Genomic DNA, 23,802 nt, shown 5'->3' with positions numbered 1-23,802 from the left:
GAACTTGTCCCGCTCCTCCTTCGCCGCCTTGACCTGGCCGTTCAACTCGTCCCGCAGGATCCGATGCTGGGTCGCCTCGTCGACGAGGGCCCGCACCTGGGCGTTCAGCGCATCCCGCTTCTCGACCCATTCCCGCGTCTTATCGTTCAGCTCGTCGCGCCGCCGGCGGTGCCGTTCCGCTTCTTGGTTCTCGCGCTCCCGCTTCAGCTGCAACTCATCGAGCAACGAAACCCTCTGGCAACGGGCTGTAGGGTCGTTGCCAAGAGGCGGTCCCCATATAAAACTTCGGGCATCGACGTCCGGCGCGGGAAAGACCAGTTGCGATAACGAGGTCGCAAGCTCAAATAGCGTCAGGCCAATCGGAACGCGGTTCCGTGGGCCGCCCTCCCGCTGCGCTCGCATGGTTATCCCTGATGTTCTTCGGCCTTTCGTCGGTCGTCCCCATCGCGGCCGCGTCTCTTGCGGTGCGGCCGCAGGCCTCGAGCTTCACGCTCGCCCTCACTGCCGACCGGTCCTCCGCGGAGCGGAACGAGACGATCGCGTTCGCGCTCTACCTGAACGTCACGGGCGGCGGGCAACTCCAGCTCGCGCGCGTGAACTTCACGGTCGATTCGGATTTCGCGATCGACACCGCGGCGCTCGGGATGCCGCCGGACTGCTCCCTCTTGACGGCGTCCGGGACCTTCGTCGAATGGCAGTGCACGGCGCTCCGCGTGGGCCGGAGCTACGGGTGGTCGATCCCGGCCACGGTCGCGGCGACCGCGACGGCCGGTCGGTACCGGACCGCCTCTGCGGCCGCGTTGGAGGTTGGCGGCGGCTCGGCCACCCCCCGCACTTCGCGGGTCGACGTCTGGATCGTGATCGGCGTGCTCGCCGTGAGCATCGAACCGAAACCGTCGACGTCCGTCCACCCGGGAGAGCTCGCGGAGTTCGGGATCAACGTGACGAACTTCATGGACGCGAACGATACCCAGAACGAGACCCGTTTGACAGCGCACAACGTCACCGTGACCGTGGAGCCCGGTCCCTACCTCGGGGTCAACGCGAGCACCCCGCTCGTCTACCGGAACTACACCCTGACTCCTCGGAGCTCGGTCAGCGTCAACATCACGGCGATCGTCAGCGAGGGTGCGCCGATCGGAACCCAGGTTTGGCTCAACGCGTCTCTCGTGTACGAGGACGCCACGAACCGTTCGATCGGACCAAGGTTCGCGCGGGGCATCCTGACCGTCGCGGCGCCGCCACCGTTCCAGCCGAACTTCACGAACGTCATCGTGATCGTGGCGTTCGGGATCCTCGCGATCGTCATCGCGGTCGGGCTCAGCGCGGGCCTCGGCGAGCGGCGGATCGTCATCGACGAGGTCTTCCTGATGCACCGGAGCGGGATCCTGATCCAACACATGAGCCGAGGCCCCGACTTGCGGAAAGACGACGACCTCGTGGCCTCGATGTTCGTCGCGATCCAGGACTTCGTCCGGGACTCGTTCGACACGAAGGCGACCCTCGACGAGATGTCGTTCGGCGGCCGCCGGGCCGGGGTGCTCCGCGGAGAGCACGTCATCTTGGCCGCGCTCACTTCGAGGGGGAACCCCCGCTACCTGTTCCCGCAGATGAAGGCGGCCGAGCGCGCCCTCGAGCGGGCGCACGGGCCCGCCCTCGTCGACTGGGATGGGCGCTTGACGGGCCTCGATCACGTCGATCCGATCCTCCAGCGGTTCCTCCGCGGGGGTTTCCGCCGGGTCCGGGGGTGGCACGGTGCGTAACCCCGACACGTCGGAGGTCCGGGAACCCGAGCCACCGCGCCGCCGACGGCGCGCAAGGACCGTTGCATCGGCGAGACCGGATTCGCGTCCCAAGGCGATCCCGCACGGGTCGGCGCCGCGCGCGCGACGCGAGGAGCTTCCGGAAGCGAAGTTCAAGAACCCGGACACGGCCGCGCTCGTGCGGCGACGCCTCTCGGAGGACTCGGACGACGTCGACGCGCTGTTCGTCCTTGCGGTGATCCGCGTCCGCGACGGCAAGGTGGAGGAGGGAATCACGATCCTGGACCGCGTCCTGAAGATCGACCCCAGGTATCCGGGGGGGTGGCGGCTCAAGGCGACCCTGCACCGGATGCAAGGCCAGGACGACGCCGAGCGGTCGGCGCAGCGCAAGGCGGATGAGGCGGAGCGATGAGCGCGCCCGGCGTCCTCGCGAAGGTGAAGATCTGCATGGCCGGCGAGGCGGGCGTCGGCAAGACCTCCCTCATCCGACGGTTCGTCCAGGACGCGTTCGACGACCGATACGTCGCCACGCTCGGCACGAAGGTCACGAAGAAGAGCGTCGCGGTCCGGCACCCGTCCGGCGCCGGCGACGTGCCCGTCGACGTGATCATCTGGGACATCATGGGGACCCCGACCTTGCGGGAACTCCTCAAGGAGGCGTACTACCACGGGGCCCGGGGGATCCTCGCCGTGGCCGACGTCACCCGGCGCGGCACCCTCGACGCGCTGGACGCGTGGGCGGCCTCGATCCGCTCCGTGGCGGGCAACATCCCGACGTACGGCGTCGTGAACAAGGAAGACCTGCATCCCCAGGCCGCGATGACGTCCGCGGAGGTCGAGTCGTTCTTCCGCGCGCGGGGATGGGCGTGGTCGTACGCGAGCGCGAGGAGCGGTCGCGGCGTCGAGGAGATCTTCCAAGGGCTTGTCACGCAAGTCCTCGTGGGCCGCGACTGATCATGCGATCCGCCATCGGCGGTGGGCTTCCGCGCCTTCCGTGAAGCAGAAGTGGACCGTGTTGAACTCCGCACGCATCGAGGCGACGTCGGCCGCGACCTTCTCCGCCGGCTCCCCTTTCACGGCGACGCGGGCGAACAGGTCCGCCACCTCCCGCATCTGCGCTTCCGTCATCCCGAGGCGCGTGAGCTCCTGCGTCCCGAGCCGGATGCCGCTCGGCTTCACCGGGGACGTGTCCCACGGCAGGAGGTTCTTGTTCGTGATGATGTTCGCCTTCTCCAGGTCCGCGGCGACCTTCGCGCCGCCGCCGAGCGCCCCGACGTCCAGCGCAATCGCGTGGCTCTCCGTGAATCCGTGTTTCTCGGCAAGGACCTTCACGCCTCTCTCATGGAGCGCCTGCGCGAGGGCCTTCGAGTTCCGGACGATCTGGTCGGCGTAAGCGCGGCCGAACTCGGCGCACTCCGCGAGCGCGATTCCGAGCGCCGCCATCGCATGCAGATGGTGGTTCGACACGACGCCAGGGAAGACGGCCCGCTGAAGCCTCTTGACGAACTTCTCATCGTCGGAGTCGGACAGGAGGATGCCGTGCTGCGGCCCCGGGAGCGTCTTGTGCGTCGATCCCGTGAGCACATCGGCGCCTTCGTGGAGCGGGTCCTGGAACTTGCCGCCGGCGATCAGGCCGAGCACGTGCGCGCCGTCGTACCAGACGTCGCACCCGGCCTCCTGGAACGCGTCCCGGAGGTCCCGCAGAGGCGTCGGGAAGAGAAAGACGCTCTGGCCGAAGGCGGCCACACGCGGGCGGACCTGCTTGATCAGCTTCGCCGTCTCGTCGACGTCGATGTTCATTCGGTCGACATCAAAGGGATAGTTGACGTTGTGCACGCCCCGCATCCCGGCCGCGCCGAACTTCGCGGAGCTGATGTGGGCGCCGTGGCTCAGGGCGACGGACGTCATGATGTCGCCCGGCTCGAGCAAGGCGAAGTACACGGCCATGTTCGCGACCGTGCCGCTGATCAGCCGCGGGTCTGCGTGCCGAACGCGGAAGATTTTCTTCGCGAGGGCGACGACGCGGTCTTCGACTTCGTCGACGAACGTGTTGCCCTGGTAGTACCGTTCGTGCGGCAGGCCCTCCGCGTAGCGGTCTCCGAAATCGGTGAGGAGCATCTCCCGCGCCATCGGGCTGATGATGTTCTCCGACGCGATCAGCGGGAGGCACTTGGAGAACCAGGCGTGGTGGCGGTCCACCTGCTCTTCGATGAATGCGACGTCCTCGTCCATCGTCCCGACCGCGGTGAGAACCGAGCGTCGAGATAAATAAGTTCGGCCGATGGGCCCGGCCCACGTTCAGAAGCAACGCGCCTTGCCCGCGACGATCCGATCCGTGAGTTTGTAGATCTTCGAGAGTTCCTCGTCGATGAGGGCCTCGGCGTCCTTTTGGAGCGAACCGATCTTTGTCCCCTTCTCCGGGATGATCTGCGCGGTGGCCGCCTGCGGCTCGTCGATCGGCTTCCCGATCTGCGAGACGATGCGCACCCAGACCTCCTTCACCTTGCCCGGGTGCTCTCTCACGAGGCGGTCCGCGATGTCGAACGAGAGGATGTTGTACAGCTTGCCGACGTGCGTCACGGGATTCTTTCCGGCGGCAGCCTCCATGGACATCGGTCGGTACGGGGTGATGAGTCCGCTCACCCGATTCCCGCGGCCGACGCTGCCATCGTCCCCGTTCTCCCACGACAGGCCGGTGACCGTCAGGTAGTAGATCCCCGCCTCGGGATTGTCTCCCGTGTTGATGTCGACTTTCACCTCGCGGTCCGTGTACTTGACCGCGTTGTCGAGGACACGTTCGCGAAGCTCCTCGATAACGCCGACGTAAGCATCGCCGTCCGGCACGTGCTTGTCGACGATCGCGGCGGCGATCGTGAGGCGCATGGCGTCCCCGTGGCGGACCCCCATGACCTTGATGTCCTGCCCGACCGCCTTCAGGTCGTCCTTCAGCGGCCCGTTGATGAGCTGTTCCGTCTGCAAGACGACCGTCTCCAGTTCGGAGAACGGCGCGAAGCCGACGCCGAACGACGTGTCGTTCGCGAGCTGCTTCTGCGTGTCGTACAGCCCCCGGAGGTCGATGGAGCCTTGGCCGATCTTGCAGTCGATCGTCACGTCCGCGTCGACGTTGAGGTTCGTGCACGTCTGCGTGAGGTGGTCGTGCGCGGCCTCGATCGCCGTCGTGCGGTACGGGAGTCGCTCGCCGTTGACCATCGTCGTCGCGCGGCCGACGAGGAGGATGTACGCGGGCTCGAGGAACACGCCCCCGCCGAACTTCGGGGCGCTCTGCCCACCGACGACCTCCACTTGGTCCGTGTTGTGATGGAGGATCCGTCCGAACCGCGCGACGTACATCTTGCACAGCGCCCGAGACACGGCTTCCGCGAGCCCGTCGGCGACGCTGTCCGGATGGCCGATCCCTTTCCGCTCGACGATCTCCGTGCCCTGTTGTTCGATCGGCGTGTGAATGAGTTCCTCGACGTAGATGTTGCGTGCCACGGAGAGCCCTCCCGGCTGTGCCGCGTGGATGCCTGGGTGCATATATGGTTTTTTTCGCACGAGTGCGGCCACCGAGCGCCGCATCAATGGAAACGTGACGCGGCGCCCCCCGGACGTTCGATTGGCTAATAATATACGATTGACCCGAAAATTCCGGCAGGAATATGTACCCCCGCACCTTCTCCCGGCCGATGATGCCCGACCTGGAGGAGATCCCGCGCCTCCGCAAGGCCCTGAGCCTCACGCAAACTGCGCTCGCCCGCCTCGCGAACGTCAGCCAGTCGACGATCGTGAAGATCGAGAAGCGGCAGATGAATCCCTCGTACGACGTCGTGCGGCGGATCATGAACTCGCTCGAGGCGGAGCTGAAGAAGCAGGAGAAGAAAGCGCTCGTGGACCAGATCCAGACGCGGAAGGTCCAGTACGTCGAGGCGAGGCTGCCCCTGCAGACGGCGGTCGGCGAGATGCAACATTGGAAGTTCTCTCAGATGCCGGTCATGCACAACGGGCATCCGGTCGGCTCGATCTCGGACAAGGTGATCAACAACCTGATCTTGAGCGGTCGGGACCCGAAAGACCTCGCACGGATCCGCGTCGACGAGGTCATGGAGCCCGCGTTCCCCCAGGTCGACTCGAAAGCCCCGGTCGAGCTCGCCGCGAGCCTGTTGCGCCACTACAACGCGGTCCTCGTGACCACGCGGGGCGAGGTCACGGGCATCGTCACGAAGTCGGACCTGATGAAGCTCCTGTGAGAGGGGCGACCGACCTTGAATCCGGCGCGTTATTCCTACCTAACTAAGTCGTGAGTCGCGTTTGCACCCGGCCGCCTCAACGGGCGCGCAGCCGGCGGCGGAAAAACGTCCCCAGTATGCCTCCGCCGGCGGCCCATCCACCTGCGACCATGCCGAAGACGAGACCCACGAACACCCCGGCGCCAATCTCAGCTGCAACCCGGTCCGCCGAATATCCCGCTGCAATCGAGCTGCTCGAGACGAATGCGACGCTGCCGAGGAAGTAGGCGGTCCAGCCGGCAAGGAAGGCGGCGGCTATCGCGTTTCTTGTTTCTCTCCAGCACCATCCAACCGCGGCGCCGCCAGCGAGCAGCCCCAGAAAGCTGAAGGTCGCTGGGACTGTGGCTTGGAACGCGATTAGAGTCGAAAGAGACAAAACCGTTACGATCCCAACGACAACCGCCATCGGATTCTCGGCCAACAGATGCCTGAGTGCGGTGAGCATGGGTCGCGTAGGAACGCGCGACAGGGCCCAAGTACTTTCCTGCAAGCAGGTTCGCGGACCCGGCTGTTATCGTTAAATAACGATAACGACCTACAACTCACTGGACGTTTCGGTGATCCGGCTATGATGGTGGGCTGCGGATACTGTGTGAAGACAATTCGAAAGGGGCGATACCTGTACTTCTGGCACTACGAGGATCGGGGCGGTCGGAGGGCACAGGTCGAAGAATATGTCGGTCCGTCGAAGGATTCGCGGGCGCGGGAGGAAGTCGCGCGACGGGTCGCGGCGTATGCCAACCGCGCCCAGACCGAGATGGCGCGTTTCGTCCGGCTCGCTCAGGCCGAGATGGCTTCCGGCTCATGGAGGTAAGCTATCGTTATTCCACGATAACAGAACCTGGTGGCGGAGGCTCATCGCCTACTCCTACTCCTACTCCGGGTACGGGACCTCGATCTCCATGAAGTCCTCGGCGACCCGGACGTCCTCAAAGACCTTCTTCGCGTCCTCGAGGATCGTCGTCGGATCCTCGTACCGCGGGCTCAGGTGGGTCAGGACGAGCAGTCCCACGTTCGCCTTCGCGGCGATCTCCGCGGCCTGCCGGGAGGACGAGTGTCCGTACCGGTTCGCCTTCTCCTCGAGCGCGGCATCGGACGTCGCGTCGTGGATCAGGACGTCCGCGTTCCGGGCGACGTCCATCAGGGCGTCGTGCGGCATCGTGTCGCCGGTGTACACGACCTTGCGGCCGCGGCGGGGAGGCCCGAGGACGTCCTCCGGACGGACCGCGCGTCCGCCGACCGAGACCGACTGTCCCTCCTGGAGGCGACTGAACAGCGGCCCGCTCGGCACCCCGAGAGCCTCCGCGCGCTCGAGGCCGAACCGCCCCGGGCGGGGTTTCTCCTCGAGGACGTAGCCGAGGCAAGGCACCGTGTGCACGGCCTCGAACGCCCGCACGACGTACTCCCCGCAATCGACCTCGCCGCCCGGAGGCAGCTCCTTCCCTCGGACCGCGAAGCCCGGCGTGAAGTATCCGAGCGAGAGGAGGTCCGTGACGAGCCGCTCGATCCCCCGCGGCCCGTAGACGTCGAGGGGCGCCTCGCGGCCGTTCATCGACATGCTCTGCACCATCCCCGGCAACCCGAGGAAATGGTCGCCGTGGAAGTGGGAGATGAAGACGCGGGAGACCTGCATGAAGCTCAGCTTGCTCTGCATGAACTGACGTTGCGTGCCTTCGCCGCAGTCGAACAGGATGACCTCGGGACCGCGCTTGATCGCGACCGCACTCACGTTCCGCTTCGGCGTCGGCCACGATCCCGACGTGCCGAGGAAGACGATCTGCATGGGTTCGGGTCCCGAACGGCCGCGGAGTCTTAACGCCTTTTGTACGTCCGCGCCAAGGCTATATCGCGGGAGCGGGATGCCGCGGCGGTCCGCGCATGCACTCGCTCGACGGCCGATCGCTCGACCTCGCCGACGTCGTCGCGGTGGCCCGGCGCGGAGAGCGCGTCCGGCTCGCGCCGGCGGCCGCGCGGCGCGTGGACGCGAGCCGGCAATCCCTCGAGAAGCTCGCGGGGTCCGGCCCGCTGGCGTACGGCATCCGAACGGGGTTCGGCGAGCTCGCGAACGTCGCGATCTCCGAGGCGGACGCGAAGCGGCTCCAACTCAACTTGCTCCGGAGCCACGCGGTCGGTCAGGGCGAGCCGCTCCGGACGGACGAGGTGCGGGCGTCGCTCCTCTTGCGGGCGAACACGCTCTCGATGGGCTATTCCGGCGTGCGGAGGATCGTCGTCACGCGTCTCCTCGACCTCCTGAATCGGGGCGTCCATCCCGTCATCCCGTCCCGCGGATCGCTCGGGGCGAGCGGCGACCTCGCGCCGCTGGCGCACCTCGGCCTTGTGCTCGTCGGCGAAGGCCGCGCGGAATTCGGCGGGCGGACGATGTCCGGCGGGCAGGCGTTGAAGGAAGCGGGCGTGGACCCGCTCGTCCTGCAGACGAAAGAGGGCCTGGCGATCGTCAACGGGACCGCCGTCATGGCGGGGGTCGGGGCGCTGGCGCTCCACGACGGCCTGCGGCTCCTGAAGGATGCGCAGGTCGCTGCCTCCCTCTCGTTCGAGGCGCTCCGCGGCTCGCCGAGACCGTACGACGACCGCCTAATCGCCCTCAAGCCGCAACCCGGCGCGCGCGAGGTCGCGTCGAATCTCCGTCGCCTGCTGCGCGGCAGCGAGATCGTGCCGTCCCACAAGGGGCCGCACAAGGTCCAGGACGCCTACACGCTGCGGTGCATCCCGCAAGTCCTCGGCGCATGCCGCGCCGCGCTCGACCACGCGGCCAAGGCGCTGCGCATCGAGATGAACGCCGCGACGGACAACCCGCTCATCTTCCCGGACGAGAGCGTGAGCGGCGGGAACTTCCACGGCCAGTCGCTGGCGATGGCCTTGGACTACGCCTCGCTGGCGATGGCGGTCCTCGCCGGTTTCTCCGAGCGTCGGATCGCCCGGCTCGTCGACACGCGGCTCAGCGAGCTCCCGCCCTTCCTGACGAGGGAGAGCGGCCTGAACTCCGGCATGATGATCCTCCAGTACGTCGCCGCCGGGTATGCGAGCGACAACAAGGTGCTCGCCCATCCGGCCTCCGCGGACTCGATCCCGACGTCGGCGAACCAGGAGGACTTCGTGCCGATGGGGATGGCGGCGGCCCTGAAGTTCCGGCAGGCGACGGAGAACGCGAGCCACGTCGTCGCGATGGAGTACCTCGCCGCGGCCCAAGGCGTGGAGTTCCTCCGGCCCTTGCGGCCGGGTCTCGGCCCGCGGGCGGCGCACGCCGCGATCCGGCGCGAGATCGCGACCCTCGAGGCCGACCGGTCGATGGCGGACGACGTCGAACGCGTCCTGGCGTGGATGCGGGATGGGGCGCTCGTCGCGGCCGCGGAGGGCGCCGCCGGATCGCTCGCCTGACTACTCCGTCGCTCCCTGGAGCGAGCGGAAGCAAACGGGGCACCGCCCAACGCGGCTCGCGCACAGCTCGTGGAAGTCGCGGCCGCAGCCGCAACGAGTGACCTTGAAGCCCATCTTGATGAGGCCCTTGCAGGTCGGACAGCGGGTCTCGAGGTCCGCGACGAGCCGCTTCGCCTTCTCCGCGCGGATCTCGGAGACGTCGATCTGGGCGATCATCTCCTGCGTGTATTCCTTCTCGTCGAACACCCGGTGTGAGACGATCTGGATCGCGAGGGGCACGCTCCCGGAGGCGGTCATCTTGAGGCGGAACTGCAGGACCTCGGTCGCGTGCGCCCGGACGGCCGGGAGTTCGGTCGCGCCGTCGGTCTCCGCGTCGCCGAGGATCCGTACGCGGACGTCTTTCGCGAGCCCCTTCCCGACGTTCTCCAGGGTGAGCGTCGCCTCGGTCCATTCGTTCCGCGTCGTCGGACCGACCTCGAGCGATCCCCGGATGCTCGGCGCGAACGCTTCCGTCGCGTCCCAGGCGACTCGGTACGCTTCCTCCGCGACCTTGATCGCCTCCGGGAAGTCCGTGTTCCGGAGCTGGACCGCCCGCGCGAGCTTCGCCTCGGCGGCCTTCATGTCGATCCCGAACTTGCGGCCGTTCCGGACCGTCGTCTCCGCCTTGAACGTGAGATCGACGAAGCGCTTCTCGACGACCTTCGCGGACTCGACGCGCTCGAGCGCGGCCTCGACGACGTCCATCGCCCCGTCGAATTCCCCTTGGAGGATTCGCTCGTTCGCCTGGCGGAGCAGCGCCTCCGCATCTCTCGCGTCGGACCCGAGCTTCTTCGCATGGGCGACGTTCTCCGCCGCCTCCTGGAGGGCGTGGTTCAGCTTCGCCGCGAGCGACGTCTGCGCGGCATCGCGGCCCGCGTGGATGCTCGCCGTGGCGGCTGGGAAGTCTTCGGCCTCCAGGTAAGAGCGCGCTTCCGCGAACTTGTTCTGGGCTCGCGTCGGGTCGACCTCCATCTTGCGGCACGTCTCGATCAGCGGTTCGGCCTTCGCGAGTTCGGCCGCGAGGTGGGATCGCAACAGGCCGATCGCCCACTCGATGCTCCCCGAGAACGCGGCCCGGGCGCGCCCGACATTCCCGGACTCGAGCGCCGACTCCCCCTCCTGCAACGACCGCTCGATCTTCGCCCCGTCCGCGCCGGCCGCATACGCGGTCTGGAGCAGCCGCTGGGCGCGGTCCCGGATGCCCTGCGTCTCCTCGACGAGGATCCGGAAGTCCGCGATCGCGTCGGACGCGCGGATCGCGGTGTCGAGCGCCTTGACGAAGTCCGCCTCGTCGTACGTGTTGCGGGCGTCCGCGGCGAGCCCCATGACGTCCTCCGAGGCCTTGCCGAGGGCGCGCAGCTTCCGCTCGACCGTCTCGACGGCCTGCTTCGCCATCGCCTGCTGGAGCGCGACCCGCTCGGCCTCCGCCTCGCTCTGGATCGCGGTCGCGACGGCCTGGCGGTACTTTTTCGCGCGGAAGAACTCACGGGCTCGCTCGAACAGCTTTTCCGCGGACCGCGTGTCGGTGCCTTGCGTCCTCGCCCGCGTGATCCCGTCTTCGAACTGTTTTATGATCGAGGCAATGCCTTGGTCCCGCTCCCTCGTCGCCTCGATCTCCGCCTGCGCCGCGAGGTCGAGGGCCGCTTCGAATTGGCCCATCTTGTGCGCTCGGTCGGCTTTGTCGAGCAGCCTCGCGGTCGACGTTAGGGAGAGGTTCATCGCCTCCGCGTCGGCGACGAGCTCCTTGGTCCGCCGCAAGGCGGTCGCGGCCTCTTCTCCGCGCCGCTTGAGCGTCTCGAGCTGGTCTCGGAGCCCGAGCGTGAGGTCGGCGGCCTGCTCAAACTCGCCCGCATCGAGGCGCTGCCTTGCCTGGATCACGGCGTTGCTCGCCTGGGCCAGGTTCAACCCTTCGACGGAACCGAGGATTCCCTCGGACGCCGCGAGGGAGCCCGACAGGCGCTCCCGGATCAGCGACGTGAACTCGTCCTCGGCCCGCTGCCCGAGCGCGAGCGCCTTGTCGTATTCCTTCGATTTCATCGCTTCCTTCGCCTCGTTGAACAGGTTGCGCAGGTGCGGCGCGTCGATGCCGAGCTTCCCGGCGAGTTCGAGGCGACCGCGGCTCGAGAGGATCTTCTGCGCCGATGAATAGAGGACCGTCAGCTTGTCCGTCTCCGCCCTCGCATCCGATGCGACCTTCAGGGCGCGGTCGTAGTCGAGGCGCTCGAACGCCTTCTTCGCGTCGACGAGCATCTCGACGACCTTCGACACGTCGACGTTGCGCTTCTTCGCGTCCGCCACGAACGCCGCCGCGCTCGCGATCGCGTTGTACGCCTGGCGGTGCAGCACGGTCGCCTTGTTCGCGTCCTCGTTCGCCTCGATCAGGAGGCGGAGTCCTTCGTGGTAGTTCCGCACGCCGAACGCGAGTCGCGCCCGGCGGTGGAGGTCCCCCATCTCGTCGACGTCGATCTTGAGGCCCGATGCGGTCATGATGCGGGCCATCACCAGTCCCTGCAAGGTCTCCGCCGCCGCGCCGAGCGCTTCCGCGGCCCGTCCCCGGACCGCGAGGATCTCCGCGACGCGCCCCCCGAGGAGCAGGCCGTTCAGCTCGCGGTGCATCGCCTCGAGGGCCGTCACGTTGACGCCGAGTTCGACGCTCAGGCGGACGGCGAGGGCGAGGTCGGCGACGAGTTCCTCGGAGCGGCTCCGGGTCCGGCTCTCGACGAACCGCTGGCTCTCCATGACCGCATCGAAGGCCCCGTCGAAATCGCGGGACGCCATCGCAGCGTCGGCGCGGTTCAGCAGCGATTTCAGGTTCGAGCTGTCGTCGCCGAGATGCGGGAGCGAACCGCGGAGCGCCGAGATCCGCTGTGCGGCCTGGTCCGTGAGGACCTGCTCGGTCTTCGCTTGGACGTCGGCCGTGATCTGCAACGCCTTCCGGAACTCGTCGGCTTTCGTGGCGACGATCGCTTCCTGGAGGAGCCTCGACGGCTCGGACAGGTCCGCCCCGTTCTGCTCGCCGAGCGTGAGCACGAATTCCGCGCGTTCGATGGCCTGCATGACCCGCTCGCGCTCCGCGCGGCGGAGTTCGTCAAATGCCTGGTCGACGGCTTTCGCGACCGCGGCCGGGTTCCGGTCCTGGTACGCGTCGCGGGCCGCGCCGGCGAACTCGCGGGCGCGGATCGTCGAGACGCCGAACGCCTCGGCGTCGGCGAAGGCGCGGTGGAGGTCCCTCAGCCGGCCCTCGATCTTCCGGTATCCTTCGAGGATCTCGTCGACCGCTGCGTCGGCCCGCTTCGCGCTGTCGAGGGCCTCCCGGAACGCGTTCCGCTTGATCGCCTCCCGCGCGCGGTTCAGGTCCGCGACAGGGCCTTGCAGGTCGACCCCGATGTTCGTCGCCGCGATGAACTTCTCGCGGGATTGCGCGATGACGCCGACGACCCGTTGGTATTGGGCCTGCTGGAGCGCCTGGAAGCCTTGCTTCGCGAGCTGCGCGCCCTCCCGGTAGTTGCCTTTCTTGATCGCCGCTTCCGCGTTCGCGAAGGACTCCTGGGCCGCCGCCGGATCGACGCCGAGCGAGCGGGCCTCCTGCAGGAAGCGCGAGAAGTCCGCGATCTTCCCGTCGAGCGAACGCTGGAGCGACTTCTCCGATTCCGCGCGGCTCTGCCGCAAGGCGTTGTTCGCCTTCTCGAAGTCGAGGTTCGCGACGTCCCCGCGGGCCCGTTCGACCAAGGCCGCGGGCTTCGTCGTGTCCGCCTCGAGCTCCTGCGCCGTCCGCATGAGGTCCTCGGCGTCGCGGATTTCCTTGTTCACGGCGGACGTCAGGTCCTCCTTGATCGTGTCGAGCCCCTCCTGCGTGAAGTCGAGCGCGCTCCGGAAGTCGTTGTTCTCCATCGCGCTCCTCGCGCGGGAGAGGAGGTCCTCAATCGGGGCGACGTCGCGGCCCATCGTCTTGGCGGAGAGGATGAGCGCCTGGGCCGTCGAGAATGAGGAGGAGAGGTGCTCTTGGAGGATCTTCTCGGAACGCTTCCATGCTTTCTTCGCCAGGTCGATTGCCGTGCCGAGGTCGTCCGACGCGAGCGCCCCTTCCGCCTTGGCGAGTCCGGCCTGCGTCTCCCCGAGGTCCGCGCCGAGGCCTCGGGCGAGGGTCGCGAGGGCCGAGCTCGAGTCGACGATCGCCCGCGCCCGATCCCGGTAGATCCTCTTGCCGCGCTCAAGCGCCTCGTTCGACTTGTCGACCGCAACCTGGTAGTCTTTCGATGCTATCGCGGCGTTCGCCTCGGCCAAGGCCCTCTCCGCGTCTCCGACGTTCGCGTCGATCCGGCGTGCCTGGTCGATCAGCTCCTGCGCCGCCCGGAGCCCGTCCTCGGCCGCCTGGCGGGTGCGGGTGGCTTCCTTGACCTTGTCCTCGAGCTGGCGCCGAAGCTGGCTGTCGCGCAGGTACCCGCTCACGGTCCGAAGCTCCGCTCTCCCGAAGGAAGGCCAAGGCTCTTCCTCGGAGGATTGCGGTGATATTCAGCGAGTGGACGTTATAAACGACTTAGCCCGTGATTATCACTCGTGATTCGGCCCTCGCCCGGAGGAAGGAGCGCCGCCACGGCACGGCTCAGCCGCTCGCCGGAGCCGCGGCCGGAGCCGCTGAGACTGGCGTCGGGGGCGGGAGCGCCTCCGTCGACGGCGCGGACGCGTCGGTCGGCGGCTCGCCCGCGTCCCCTTTCTCCGTGTACGCCACCCCCGCGTTCCGCGCCATCGTCCGCCGGATCTCCTCGCGGTTCGACGACTTGAGCCCGAAGAACTCCGCGAAGTAGCGGGTCGTCGTGAGGGCGAAGGACCGGCCCGACGGCTTGCGCGAAATCAGCCCGAGGTCCTCGAGCGCCTTCGTATGCTCGTACACCTTCGAGCCGATCATGTCGAACAAGTCGCTCTGGAGGAGCGGCTGGTGGTAGGCGATGAGGGCGGCCGTCTTGAGGAGGTCCCGGTCGATCTCCGGCGGGGCGAACGTCCGGGCCCGTTCCGTGTACTCCGAACGGATCTGCATCGTCCACTTGGACCCGATCTGGGCGACCTCGACGGCGCTCTGCCGCGCGGTGTACTCCCGGGCGAGGGCGCGGAGGTGTCCCTTGACGACCTCGACGTCGAGCCGGGTCGTCCGCGCCAGTTCGTCGGCCGTCAGGGCCCGGCCCGCGGAGAAGAGCGCGGCCTCGACGATCGCGCGCTCGCTCACGGGTGGGCCCCCGTCGGCGCGGGGTCGGGTTTCGGCGCGAGCTCCGGGAGCGCCAACAACTCTTCGATCGTCAGGTCGGCCTCGGCCGAGAGGCGCTTCACGAAGATCTCCCCGTACGGGTATTCTTTCTGCCACAGCTTCACCTTCTCGAGGTGGGCCAAGAACAGCAGGGACATGAAGACGGTGACTTCGTCCCACACGCCGCCCGCGGTCAGCCGGCGCAGCGGGACCGGTTCGCCGTCGAACTGGACGAGCCGCTGCCACGTGAAGGCGATGTCTTCCGTGAGATCCTCGCCGTGGACCTTCTGGTGGAAGTTCGGGGCGAAGCGTCGGATCGCCTGCTCGCGCAGGGCGTTCAGCTGCAACTGGATCTCCGCCTCCTGCCTCGCCTCGTCGAACGCATCCATGAGCTCCATCAGGGTCACGGCGCGTCGCCCTTCGCGGCGGATCGCCTCCGTCAGAGGCGTCGCGGTGCCCGCGAGGACGGCCTGGTTGTAGTCGAGATCCGCCGGGTCCCGGAACATGTCGAGGTCCCAGCCGTCCCCCGGCGCCTCCGTCGGGGGCGGCGGCATCGCGTCGAGGAGGACCTTGTCGCTCTGCATCTTCAGGATCGACCACGCGAGGAAGACGAGCTTCCCCGCCGTGACGAAGTTCACGGCGCCGTCCTTGCGCACCTTCTCCAGGAAGAGCTTCGTGAAGGGCACGAGGTTGATCTCCCACGGGTCGAGCTGCTTCTCGAGCGCGAGCTCGAAGGCGGCGACGACGCTCTTCTCGAACGGATCGCGGACCGCGACGTGCAAGCCCTGGTCGATCTCGTTGAGCATGGCCATGTAGCGGTTGATCCTCCGCCCGTCCTCCGACTCGCTGATGAGCGCCTTGTGGAACAGGAGGTGGTTCAGGATCGCCTGGTAGTTGTCGCTCATGCGGAGATCGCCTCCGTGGGCTTCTCGTCCTCGATGTCCGCGAGGTTGACGCGCATGATGACCTCGGACGTCGAGGCGGGGGTCATCGTGATCCCGATCAGGTGGTCCGCTTCCTTCAACGTGACCTTGCGCAGGGAGATCTGCACGAACTGCGCGGTCGAACTGTTCCGCCGGATCATCCGGGCGACCTTCTCCGCGTTCACCGCGTCGAGGTTCTGGTCGATCTCATCGAGCATGTAGAAGGGCGACGGGTCGTACTCCTGGATCGCGAAGATCAGGGCCATCGACACGAGCGACTTCTCGCCGCCGGACAGGGCCTCGAGCCGCAACGGCTTCTTGTGCGCCGGCTTGACTTTCATGACGAGCCCCGCCAGGAACGGATCTTGCGGGTTCTCGAGGAGGAGCTCCGCCTCGCCGCCTTCGCTCAGCTCCGAATACACGCGCCGGAAGTTCTCGTTGATGGACACGAAGACCTTCGCGAGGCCTTCCTTCTTCTTGTCCGTGAGCTGGGTCACGAGGTTGATCAGCTCCTCGCGCTGCCCCTCGAGCCGCTTGAACTCGTCGTTCAGCTCGACGGCCCGGGCCTGCTGGGCGTCGTAGTCCTCGAGGGCGCGCAGGTTGATCGGCCCGAGGGCGGTGATCGCCGCCTCGCACTCGCCGATCGTCGCCTTGAGCTCCTGGAGGGTCGGCAGGCGGCCTTCCTGGACTTCGACCGCCATCTCCTGCATGACGCGCTCCGCGTCCGCGAGTTGCTCCTGCTGGGCCCTCAGCTCCGTCTCCATCTTCAGGAGGAAATCCTCCTTCGTCTCGATCTTGTGCGCGACCTTGTCGAGGTCCCCCTCGCGGTCCGTCTTCTCCTTGTACGCGGCGTCCCGCGCGTCCTGGAGGTCCTTCATCTTCTGGCCCATCTGGGCCTCCATCTTCTCCAGACCCCGGATCTCGTTCTCGAGCTTGCCGAGCGACGCCTGGAACGTCTCGATCCGCGCCTCGTGGTCCTTCCGCTGATCGTCGAGGGCGGCGAGGCGCGTGTCGAGTTCCCCGCGACGCTCGTCGAGGAACGTGGTCTGCGTCGTCATCGCCTCGAGCTTCGAGCGGAGGCCGCTCAGCTCCTCCGCGAGGGTCGCGCGGCGGCCCATCAGCTCCTTCATCCGCGAGGAGATCTGCTGGGGCGTCGCCTCGATGACGGCCTTCTTGCGCTCGTCCCGCTTCGCCTTGAGCGCATCCAGGCCCTTCGTGAACTTCGCGAGGTCCTCTTCGATCCGGGTCGCGGTCTTCCGGGCATCTTCGAAGCGCGCCTTGCGGTCGGCCAGGTCCTTGTCCGTCGACTTGAGCTTCACCTCGAATTCCCTCCGCTTCGCTTCGAGGGTGCTCGTCTTCACCTCGACGGCTCCGGTCTTGCCGCCGAAGTCCTTGATCTGCACCTCCAGGTCCAGGATCGCCTTGCGGACCTCGTCGAGGCGGTTCGCGACGGCCTCCGCTTGCGCCTGCGCCTCGCGCAGCTTCTCTGCGATCTTCTCGAGGTCGTTCGCGGACCCGGCTCCGAACTTGAGCGTCGACCGCTCCATGTCCCCGCCGATCATCGCGCCGGATGCCTCGATCAGCTCGCCCTCGAGGGTCACGAGCCGGACGCCGCCCATCCACTTCCGTGCCTCATCGAGCGTCTGGACGACGAGCGTGTCGCCGAAGACGTAGAAGAACGCGTCCCGGTATTTGTCGTCGAAATGGCACAGGTCGATCGCGAATCCGAGGCACTCCTTCGCGACGAGGATGGCCTTGCCTCGCGGCTTGCCCACGAGCATCTTGTTGAGCGGCAGGAACGTCGCTCGGCCGATCTTGCGCTTCTTGAGGTAGTCGATGCACGTCGCGGCGACGGAATCGTCGTCGACGATGATCGCCTGCATGCGCGCGCCGGCGGCCGTGACGATTGCCGTCTCGTATTGCGGCTCGACGTGCGCGAGCTGCGCGACCGTGCCGTGGATGCCCTTGATCGAACCGGTCTCCCGGGTGTCGAGGATCGCGGAGACCGCGGCGGTGTAACCGCGCTTCAGGTTCTCCGCGACGTCCGCCTCGGCCCGGAGCTGGGCGTATTGCCGCGTCAAGCTGAGGATCGCCGACTGCAGGTCGGCCTGGTCCCGCGCGAGCTTCGCCTCCTCCGTCCGCCGGTCGTGGAACTCCTGCTGCAGCTTCTGAAGCCCTTTCCCGGATTCCCTCGTCGTCGAACGGAGTTCCTTCAGCTGCCACTCCACGTCCTCGAACTCCGTCTGGTACGTCTTGCGGGCGTCCTCGAGCTGCGCGATCTCCGACTCGAGGCGGGCCATTGCCTCCCTCGTCCGGTCGCCCTCGAGGACGATCCCCTTGAGCCTCTCCTCGACCGCGTCGATCTCGTTGTTGAGCGCGATGATCCGCTTCTGGATCCCGAGGACCTTCGCGTCGCCCTTCGAGGCGAGTTCGTCGACCTCGTGCAGGTCCTTGTCGGCCGACTTGATCTGCTCGTCGAGCTCCGCGGTCCGCGTGTCGACGTTCCCGCGTTCCCGCGCGAGCGCGTCCGTCTCCCTCTGGACTTTCGCCCGCTCCTTGGTCGCCTCGGCGGCCTCCGCGCGGATCCCCTTGAGCGTCTCCTTCGACGTCTCGATCCCGTCCGTCGCGCGAGCCCGCTCGATCCGCAGGCCGTCGAGCTTCTCCTTGAGCTGCTTCGCCTCCTCGCCGCCGCGCTCCGCCATCTCGCGCTCGAGTTCGTCGAGCCGGGCGACCGCCGCGTCGAGCTGCGTGCGGAGGTCGGCCTTCTGGGCCTCGAGCTTCGCCTTGTCGGCCTCGTGCTTGCCGATCTGCTCCTTCGTGCCGACGATCTGCCGCTCGATGAGTTCGCGGTTCTTGTACGCCAGCTGGGCCTTCGCCGTCGTGAGGCGGCTGTTCAGCTCCTTGTACTTCAGTGCGCCGTCGCGGTCCGCCTCGAGCTGTTTGATCTGCTTGTCGATCTCCTCGAGGATGATCCGGATCCGCTCGAGGTTCTCCTCCGTCTCGCGGCGCTTGCCCTCCGCCTGGGTGATGTCGTCATCGAACTTCGTGATCCCGGCGATGTTGTCCAAGATGCGGCGGCGGTCGACGGACGACATCGAGACGATCCGCTGGACGTCCCCCTGCTGGACGAGGTTGTATCCTTCCGCCGAGATGCGTGCGTGCGCGAGGAGGGAGTCGAACTCGGACAGAGAGGATTTCCGGTCGTTGATGTAGAAGTACGAGTTGTAGCCGCCCTCAACGGACGGGCTCAGGCCGACGTACCGGGTGAGCTTGACCTCGTCCGCCTCGACGGGGATCTGTCGGTCCGCGTTGTCGAAGAGCAGGCTCACTTGACAGGAGTCCGCGGCGTTCTTGTCATTCCCGCCGTTCCAGATCAGGTCCGTGAGCTTCCCCGCGCGGATCGCCTTCGAGCTCTTCGGTCCGAGGACGAACAGGATGGCGTCGGCGATGTTGCTCTTCCCCGAGCCGTTCGGGCCCGTGATCGACGTGTAGCCCTGCAGGAAGGGGATCGAGATCTTTCGGCCGAATGACTTGAAATTCTCCATCTGGATTTCTTTGAGAAACACGGTCCTCACCTGAGCGGGGGAAGGTCAGCGCTAAGGCGATCTGCTACTATCCATCCCATCCTATATCCTTCTGGCGTCCGACGAGGGTCGGACAGACTCGCGGAAGCAGATGGTGGCTATAAAAGCGTAGCGGGGGACTGCCCGGTCCGGATTGACAAATGGACCCTCGAGCAATTCGAGCCTTGCGGTTTGGGCCCGCCCGCTATGTCCGGCGATCGTTCGCAACTGAGAGAACGGGACGACGATGGGCAACAAGGATTCTCCTTTGAATAGCCATCCCGAAGAAGGTTCAATCCCGTGCAGCCCGGCTGAGCCTCCATGGCCGCATCCCTCGGATTGGGAACATTTATCCGTTCGGTCGTCGCTCGCGACTCGGTAGGGATGCGAGTCCTCATCCGAGGTACGGTTGTCGTTCTTGTATTCCTCTTCGCTCTTGCCAGCGCTGGCCGAGCCGACGCCTCGACCGAGACTTGGACGGATAGCTTCGACGACACGTCTCGAGTTTCCTTCGCGAGCGGTGTGTCAGTGGGAGGCGGTCACGTCCAGCTCGTGGAGCCGGGCGCTGTACGTCAGGGGGTCCAACTCGCGCCGGGCTACGAGGTTTACGCCCCCTCGATTGTTCGGACGAGCACCGGGTACCTGCTATATGTCACGGCGAGCGGCGGGTCCGCCATTCAAGTCACGACCTCGAGCGACGCGAATTCGTGGACGTTCCCTCAGACCGTTATTACACCTGGTTTTACGGGTTCGACTGACTCCTCTCTCGTGGCATACGAAGACACGGTCCAGGTCGGTCCGACCTTCCACATGTGGTATTCGGGCAGACCCGCGGGCGACTTCTATACGATTCACCACGCGACCTCATCAGACGGTCTCAGCTGGGCGCCCGGAGGTGTCGTGCTCACAGCGAGCATGGATGGACTTATCGGAGATGTTGTGGCCCCGAGCGTTCTCTGGGACGGGACTCAGTACACGATGTGGTACGAATACTATGACGGCATCCACACTTGGATTCGCAGGGCGACGTCCCCTGACGGTGCCGCATGGACTCCAACCGGGGCCGTGTTGTCCCCCACCACGAACGGCATCGACGATGAGGGTCCTCGTTTGGCCTCGGTCGTTCGGGTCGGCGCCGAGTTTCTGATGTGGTACACGTGTGCGGGACCTGCCATCTGCCGGGCGCACAGCGCGGACGGCATCGGTTGGGTTCGGGACGGGATTTGGCTTGGCCCGGATCCTAGGTATCTAGGGGAGGACCAAGCTGTTGCAATGGCCGAGCCCTACCCAATCGGCCCCGATTCGTTTCGTGTCTGGTACTCGGCCCGAGGTTCCGTGTCACAGATTTTCTCGGCAATCACAATCTCAGGCTTCCAGACCATCGGGTCGTTGATATCCGTTCGGGTGGAGCTCCCTTCGGGTTTCGAGTGGCAAACGCTTGCCGTGGAGAAGAGCGAGCCGCCCGGCACGTCAATCACCGTTACGATACTAGATCCCCGGACCGGACTCTCCGTAAGCGGGTTTGCTGGTTTGAGCGCGACGACGGTTTCTCTGTCGGCTCTGGATTCCAGATCCCTGAGGGCTCTGATCCTGCAAGCAACGCTGACCGGAGATGGTTCTACCACGCCGATTCTCGATCGCTGGTCGGTAACGTTCGGAACGCCGCCTCCGCCCTCGTGGTTCGACCTCTACAGGCCCGCCCTTCTCGTTCTCGGGCTGATCGCGGGGGCAGCCGGCGCGTTTGGCGTCATTGCATTCCTCGCCACACGGACTCGCAGGCCATCTCAGTGATTGGCGGATGGACGCGGAGGGCCGGTCACGGCCTCCGGCATCTTCGGCGTTCGCCAGATTGGGGGCTCCGTTGACGCCCTGGAGCGACCTCAGCCGGGGCTGGTGCACTCTAAATAGACCGTCCTCCTTCGTCCGCCCGGGATGGCGCAGCGAGCACTCATTTCGGGAGTCACCGGGCAAGACGGCTCGTATCTCGCGGAACTCCTGCTTTCGAAAGACTACGAGGTCTACGGCCTGGTGCGGCGGCTCAGCTCCCCGAACACGCGGAATATCGAGCAGATCATGGATCGGATCCACCTGCTCGACGGGGACATGACCGATCAGTCATCGATCGTCACGGCCTTGAAAGAGGCCGCTCCCGACGAAATCTACAACCTCGCCGCGCAGTCCTTCGTTGCGACGTCCTATCGCCAGCCCGTGTTGACGGCGGACGTCGACGGCCTTGGCGTAGTCCGCATCCTTGAGGCGGCCCGACAGATCGCACCCGACGCCCGCGTCTACCAGGCCTCGACCTCCGAGCTGTTCGGCCAGGTGCAGGAAAGCCCGCAATCGGAGACGACTCCGTTCCATCCGCGGAGCCCGTACGGCGTCGCGAAAGTCTTCGCGTACTGGGCGTGCGTGAACTATCGCGAGTCCTATGGGATGCACGTGTCCAACGGGATCCTGTTCAACCACGAGAGCCCGCGACGTGGCCTCGAGTTCGTCACACGTAAGATCACCCATGGCCTCGCGCAGATCGTCGCCGGTAAGGCGAAGTTCGTCGAGCTGGGCAATCTCGACGCCAAGCGCGACTGGGGCTACGCCCCCGAGTACGTCGAGGCAATGTGGCGGATGCTTCAACAGAAAGATCCGGATGACTACGTGATCGCCACCGGGGAGACGTGGTCGGTCCGTCAGTTCCTGGAATTGGCGGCGAAGGAGGCCGGCCTCCGAGGAGACCCGCTCCAATTCGTCCGTTCGGACCCGAAGAACCTTCGGCCGGCTGAGGTGCACACCCTTTGCGGGAACCCAAGCAAGGCGAAACGGACTCTCGGCTGGACCGCGAACGTCCGCGTGCCCGAGCTCGTCAAGATCATGATAGAGCACGATCTTCGTCTCGCGAAAGCCGGGTAAAGTCACTTCCACGCGAGGACGGACGCGCTCCCGGCGAACCGGTCGATCGGGGCGATCTTCCATAACGCCCCAGAAAGGAGCGTCCCGACCCGACCGAGGCGGAGTCTCGGTTCCCAGATGGGCCGCCAGAAATTCGTCCCGAGGTCCACGCGACGGTATCCGGCCCTGCGTGCTTCGAGCGCGAGGTCGTGAGGGGCGAAGAGGTTGATGTGGTCCGGATCGTCCCTCGCCCCGGGTTGATGGACGTTCGGCGAGACCACAAACAGAAATCCGCCGGGCCGCAAGACGCGGCGAACCTCTCGAAGGATCGAGCGTTCCCGGTCGAGGGGAACGTGTTCGAGCACGTGATGCGCCATCGCGGACCCGAACGACGCCTCGCGGAACGGGAGCGGCAGGGTCAAATCGGCTCGAACGACCGGAAGGCCGCGTCCTCCGCAGGCCCGGATTCCTTCCACTGAGAGCTCGACGCCGACGGAGTCGAGACCGTGGTGGCGGCAACATTCGAGAAATAGGCCCAATCCAGCGCCGATGTCGAGGACGGGGGGAACGGGATGCATGCGTGCGAGCATCGGCTCGAAGAACCGCCAGGTGTGGTCTCGGTAACGCCAGTAGTCATAGTGGCGGTGCCCGATGTCAGGTAGTGGGCGCGGGCTACGTTCCGGCGACATCCGGGCTCACCTGCCCGTAGACCTCGACGACCTGATCAGCACTCCGCGACGCGGAGAAGAATGTCGCGCGCGTCAGACCTCTCCGCGACAAGTCCGACGCAACACGAGGGTCGTCAAGGATGCGCAGAACAGCTTCCGCCCACGCTTCCTCGTCCGCGGGATCAACCAGTTCGCCGCCCGGGCCGACGATCTCTGGCATTACCGAACGGCTCGAAGCGACGAGCGGGCAGCCGCATGACATCGCCTCGAGGCACGGCATCGAGAAGCCCTCAAGGAAGGAGGGGACCATCGTGACGGAGGATGTCTGGTACAGGTCGACGAGCTCGGGTTCTGGGACGAAGTCCCGCCACTGCACGCGATCCGCAATTCCCAGCTCTCGGGCCAGCGCGAGCAGGCGAGGCCTCGATGGCGAGGAAGCGCCCACCTTCACGAGGGTCACGGGGCGAGTTCGGGCGATGCGTGCGACGATGCGGAGGAGTCCCTCGACGTTCTTTCGCGGCAACTCCGTCCCAACGTAGAGGAGTTGTCCCGGAGCCCGCGGGACGTCTCGCGGGCGGTAGGTCGATGGCACTGCAAGATACACGACCTCCGGCTCGTGCTCGAGTCGGACCAAACCCTCCAGCTCTGATCGGAGGCCGCGAGCGGTGACGATGACGCGGTCGGCGAGCGGCAGACGCTTCGCCGTCCACGGGACCGAGAGATCGAAGCAAGTGATGACCGTGGGGCAGCGGCCGCGGCGTTGAAGGAGAAAGGACTGCATGTGCGAGATGATGTGCGTCACCATGCCAGGCTGCTCGAGCAGCCGCAGCTGTTGGCGGTACATCCAATGCGTCGCCCGCGATGGCTGGACGTAGAAAAGCCGGACAAAATGCGTCGGGATCCGTTTTCGGATCTCGTCGTACCAGACCGTAAACCATTTGGCGCGGACGTCGACGCCAGTTGAGCGGCGGCCGAACAAGGGGTATTGGACGGCCAGTGTCATGGAGAGACGAGGTCGGATGGATGCGGCGTAGATGAAGAC

General features: G+C 66.4%; 19 protein-coding genes. 8 read left to right on the top strand and 11 right to left on the bottom strand.

Features of this window, described 5'->3' with window-relative positions:
• Positions 1 to 225 (bottom strand): phosphoserine phosphatase (locus VF992_08960; protein ID HEX9341281.1); only part of this gene is annotated, 225 nt, incomplete at its 3' end.
• Positions 226 to 374: 149 nt separating this feature from the next.
• Here VF992_08960 and VF992_08955 point away from each other — a divergent pair.
• Genes VF992_08955 through VF992_08945 form a run of 3 tightly spaced genes read left to right on the top strand, consistent with a single transcriptional unit; the run spans position 375 to position 2,717 of the window.
• Positions 375 to 1,763, top strand: a complete 1,389-nt coding sequence (locus VF992_08955; protein ID HEX9341280.1) for a hypothetical protein — start codon at positions 375 to 377, stop codon at positions 1,761 to 1,763.
• Positions 1,756 to 2,175 carry a hypothetical protein gene (locus VF992_08950; protein ID HEX9341279.1) on the top strand — a complete coding sequence of 140 codons (420 nt, stop codon included), beginning with the start codon at positions 1,756 to 1,758 and terminating at the stop codon, positions 2,173 to 2,175. The genes VF992_08955 and VF992_08950 overlap by 8 nt, the downstream gene beginning before the upstream one ends.
• The gene (locus tag VF992_08945) at positions 2,172 to 2,717 is read left to right on the top strand and encodes a Rab family GTPase (GenBank protein HEX9341278.1); all 546 of its coding nucleotides are present in this window, start codon (positions 2,172 to 2,174) and stop codon (positions 2,715 to 2,717) included. The genes VF992_08950 and VF992_08945 overlap by 4 nt, the downstream gene beginning before the upstream one ends.
• On the opposite strand, the gene glyA is transcribed toward VF992_08945, so the two are convergent.
• Complete coding sequence (gene glyA / locus VF992_08940) at positions 2,718 to 3,995, bottom strand: serine hydroxymethyltransferase (protein HEX9341277.1); 1,278 nt, start codon at positions 3,993 to 3,995, stop codon at positions 2,718 to 2,720. It abuts the gene before it with no gap.
• Between the two features lie 66 nt (positions 3,996 to 4,061).
• Positions 4,062 to 5,258, bottom strand: coding sequence for a methionine adenosyltransferase (locus tag VF992_08935; protein ID HEX9341276.1), 1,197 nt, complete (start codon positions 5,256 to 5,258; stop codon positions 4,062 to 4,064).
• A 191-nt stretch (positions 5,259 to 5,449) separates the two neighbouring features.
• Between VF992_08935 and VF992_08930 the strand changes: the two genes are divergently transcribed.
• Positions 5,450 to 6,010, top strand: coding sequence for a CBS domain-containing protein (locus VF992_08930; protein HEX9341275.1), 561 nt, complete (start codon positions 5,450 to 5,452; stop codon positions 6,008 to 6,010).
• A 76-nt stretch (positions 6,011 to 6,086) separates the two neighbouring features.
• Here VF992_08930 and VF992_08925 read toward each other — a convergent pair whose 3' ends face one another.
• Positions 6,087 to 6,494: a hypothetical protein gene (locus tag VF992_08925; GenBank protein ID HEX9341274.1), complete on the bottom strand. Its 408-nt coding sequence runs from the start codon at positions 6,492 to 6,494 to the stop codon at positions 6,087 to 6,089.
• 147 nt (positions 6,495 to 6,641) lie between these two features.
• Between VF992_08925 and VF992_08920 the strand changes: the two genes are divergently transcribed.
• The gene (locus VF992_08920) at positions 6,642 to 6,863 is read left to right on the top strand and encodes a hypothetical protein (protein HEX9341273.1); all 222 of its coding nucleotides are present in this window, start codon (positions 6,642 to 6,644) and stop codon (positions 6,861 to 6,863) included.
• Between the two features lie 60 nt (positions 6,864 to 6,923).
• Here VF992_08920 and rnz read toward each other — a convergent pair whose 3' ends face one another.
• Positions 6,924 to 7,832, bottom strand: a complete 909-nt coding sequence (rnz, locus tag VF992_08915) for a ribonuclease Z (protein HEX9341272.1) — start codon at positions 7,830 to 7,832, stop codon at positions 6,924 to 6,926.
• A 95-nt stretch (positions 7,833 to 7,927) separates the two neighbouring features.
• Between rnz and hutH the strand changes: the two genes are divergently transcribed.
• A complete protein-coding gene (gene hutH / locus VF992_08910) occupies positions 7,928 to 9,445 on the top strand; it encodes a histidine ammonia-lyase (protein HEX9341271.1) in 1,518 nt (505 codons plus the stop codon).
• Here hutH and VF992_08905 read toward each other — a convergent pair whose 3' ends face one another.
• The 4 genes from VF992_08905 to smc all read right to left on the bottom strand — a co-directional run bounded on the left by VF992_08905 (position 9,446) and on the right by smc (position 19,221).
• Entirely contained in the window at positions 9,446 to 13,933 is a 4,488-nt protein-coding gene (locus VF992_08905; protein HEX9341270.1) for a hypothetical protein, read from the bottom strand.
• 154 nt (positions 13,934 to 14,087) lie between these two features.
• Positions 14,088 to 14,705: an SMC-Scp complex subunit ScpB gene (locus VF992_08900; GenBank protein HEX9341269.1), complete on the bottom strand. Its 618-nt coding sequence runs from the start codon at positions 14,703 to 14,705 to the stop codon at positions 14,088 to 14,090.
• Positions 14,702 to 15,628 carry a hypothetical protein gene (locus VF992_08895; protein ID HEX9341268.1) on the bottom strand — a complete coding sequence of 309 codons (927 nt, stop codon included), beginning with the start codon at positions 15,626 to 15,628 and terminating at the stop codon, positions 14,702 to 14,704. Before VF992_08895 ends, VF992_08900 begins: the two co-directional genes overlap by 4 nt.
• Entirely contained in the window at positions 15,625 to 19,221 is a 3,597-nt protein-coding gene (gene smc, locus VF992_08890) for a chromosome segregation protein SMC (protein ID HEX9341267.1), read from the bottom strand. Before smc ends, VF992_08895 begins: the two co-directional genes overlap by 4 nt.
• 372 nt (positions 19,222 to 19,593) lie before the next feature.
• On the opposite strand from smc, the gene VF992_08885 reads away from it, so the two are divergent.
• On the top strand, positions 19,594 to 21,000 hold the full coding sequence (locus VF992_08885) for a hypothetical protein (GenBank protein HEX9341266.1): 1,407 nt from the start codon (positions 19,594 to 19,596) through the stop codon (positions 20,998 to 21,000).
• Between the two features lie 141 nt (positions 21,001 to 21,141).
• On the top strand, positions 21,142 to 22,113 hold the full coding sequence (gene gmd, locus VF992_08880; GenBank protein ID HEX9341265.1) for a GDP-mannose 4,6-dehydratase: 972 nt from the start codon (positions 21,142 to 21,144) through the stop codon (positions 22,111 to 22,113).
• Between the two features lie 2 nt (positions 22,114 to 22,115).
• Here the strand turns inward: gmd and VF992_08875 are convergent, their stop codons facing one another.
• Complete coding sequence (locus VF992_08875) at positions 22,116 to 22,670, bottom strand: class I SAM-dependent methyltransferase (protein HEX9341264.1); 555 nt, start codon at positions 22,668 to 22,670, stop codon at positions 22,116 to 22,118.
• A 94-nt stretch (positions 22,671 to 22,764) separates the two neighbouring features.
• Positions 22,765 to 23,763, bottom strand: coding sequence for a glycosyltransferase family 1 protein (locus tag VF992_08870; protein HEX9341263.1), 999 nt, complete (start codon positions 23,761 to 23,763; stop codon positions 22,765 to 22,767).
• Between the last annotated feature and the right edge of the window lie 39 nt (positions 23,764 to 23,802).

The sequence above is a fragment of the Thermoplasmata archaeon genome, from assembly GCA_036395115.1.
GTDB lineage: Archaea > Thermoplasmatota > Thermoplasmata > RBG-16-68-12 > RBG-16-68-12 > RBG-16-68-12.
The sequence above is the reverse complement of the archived record's forward strand: the minus strand, read 5'-3'. Positions and strand labels throughout refer to the sequence as shown.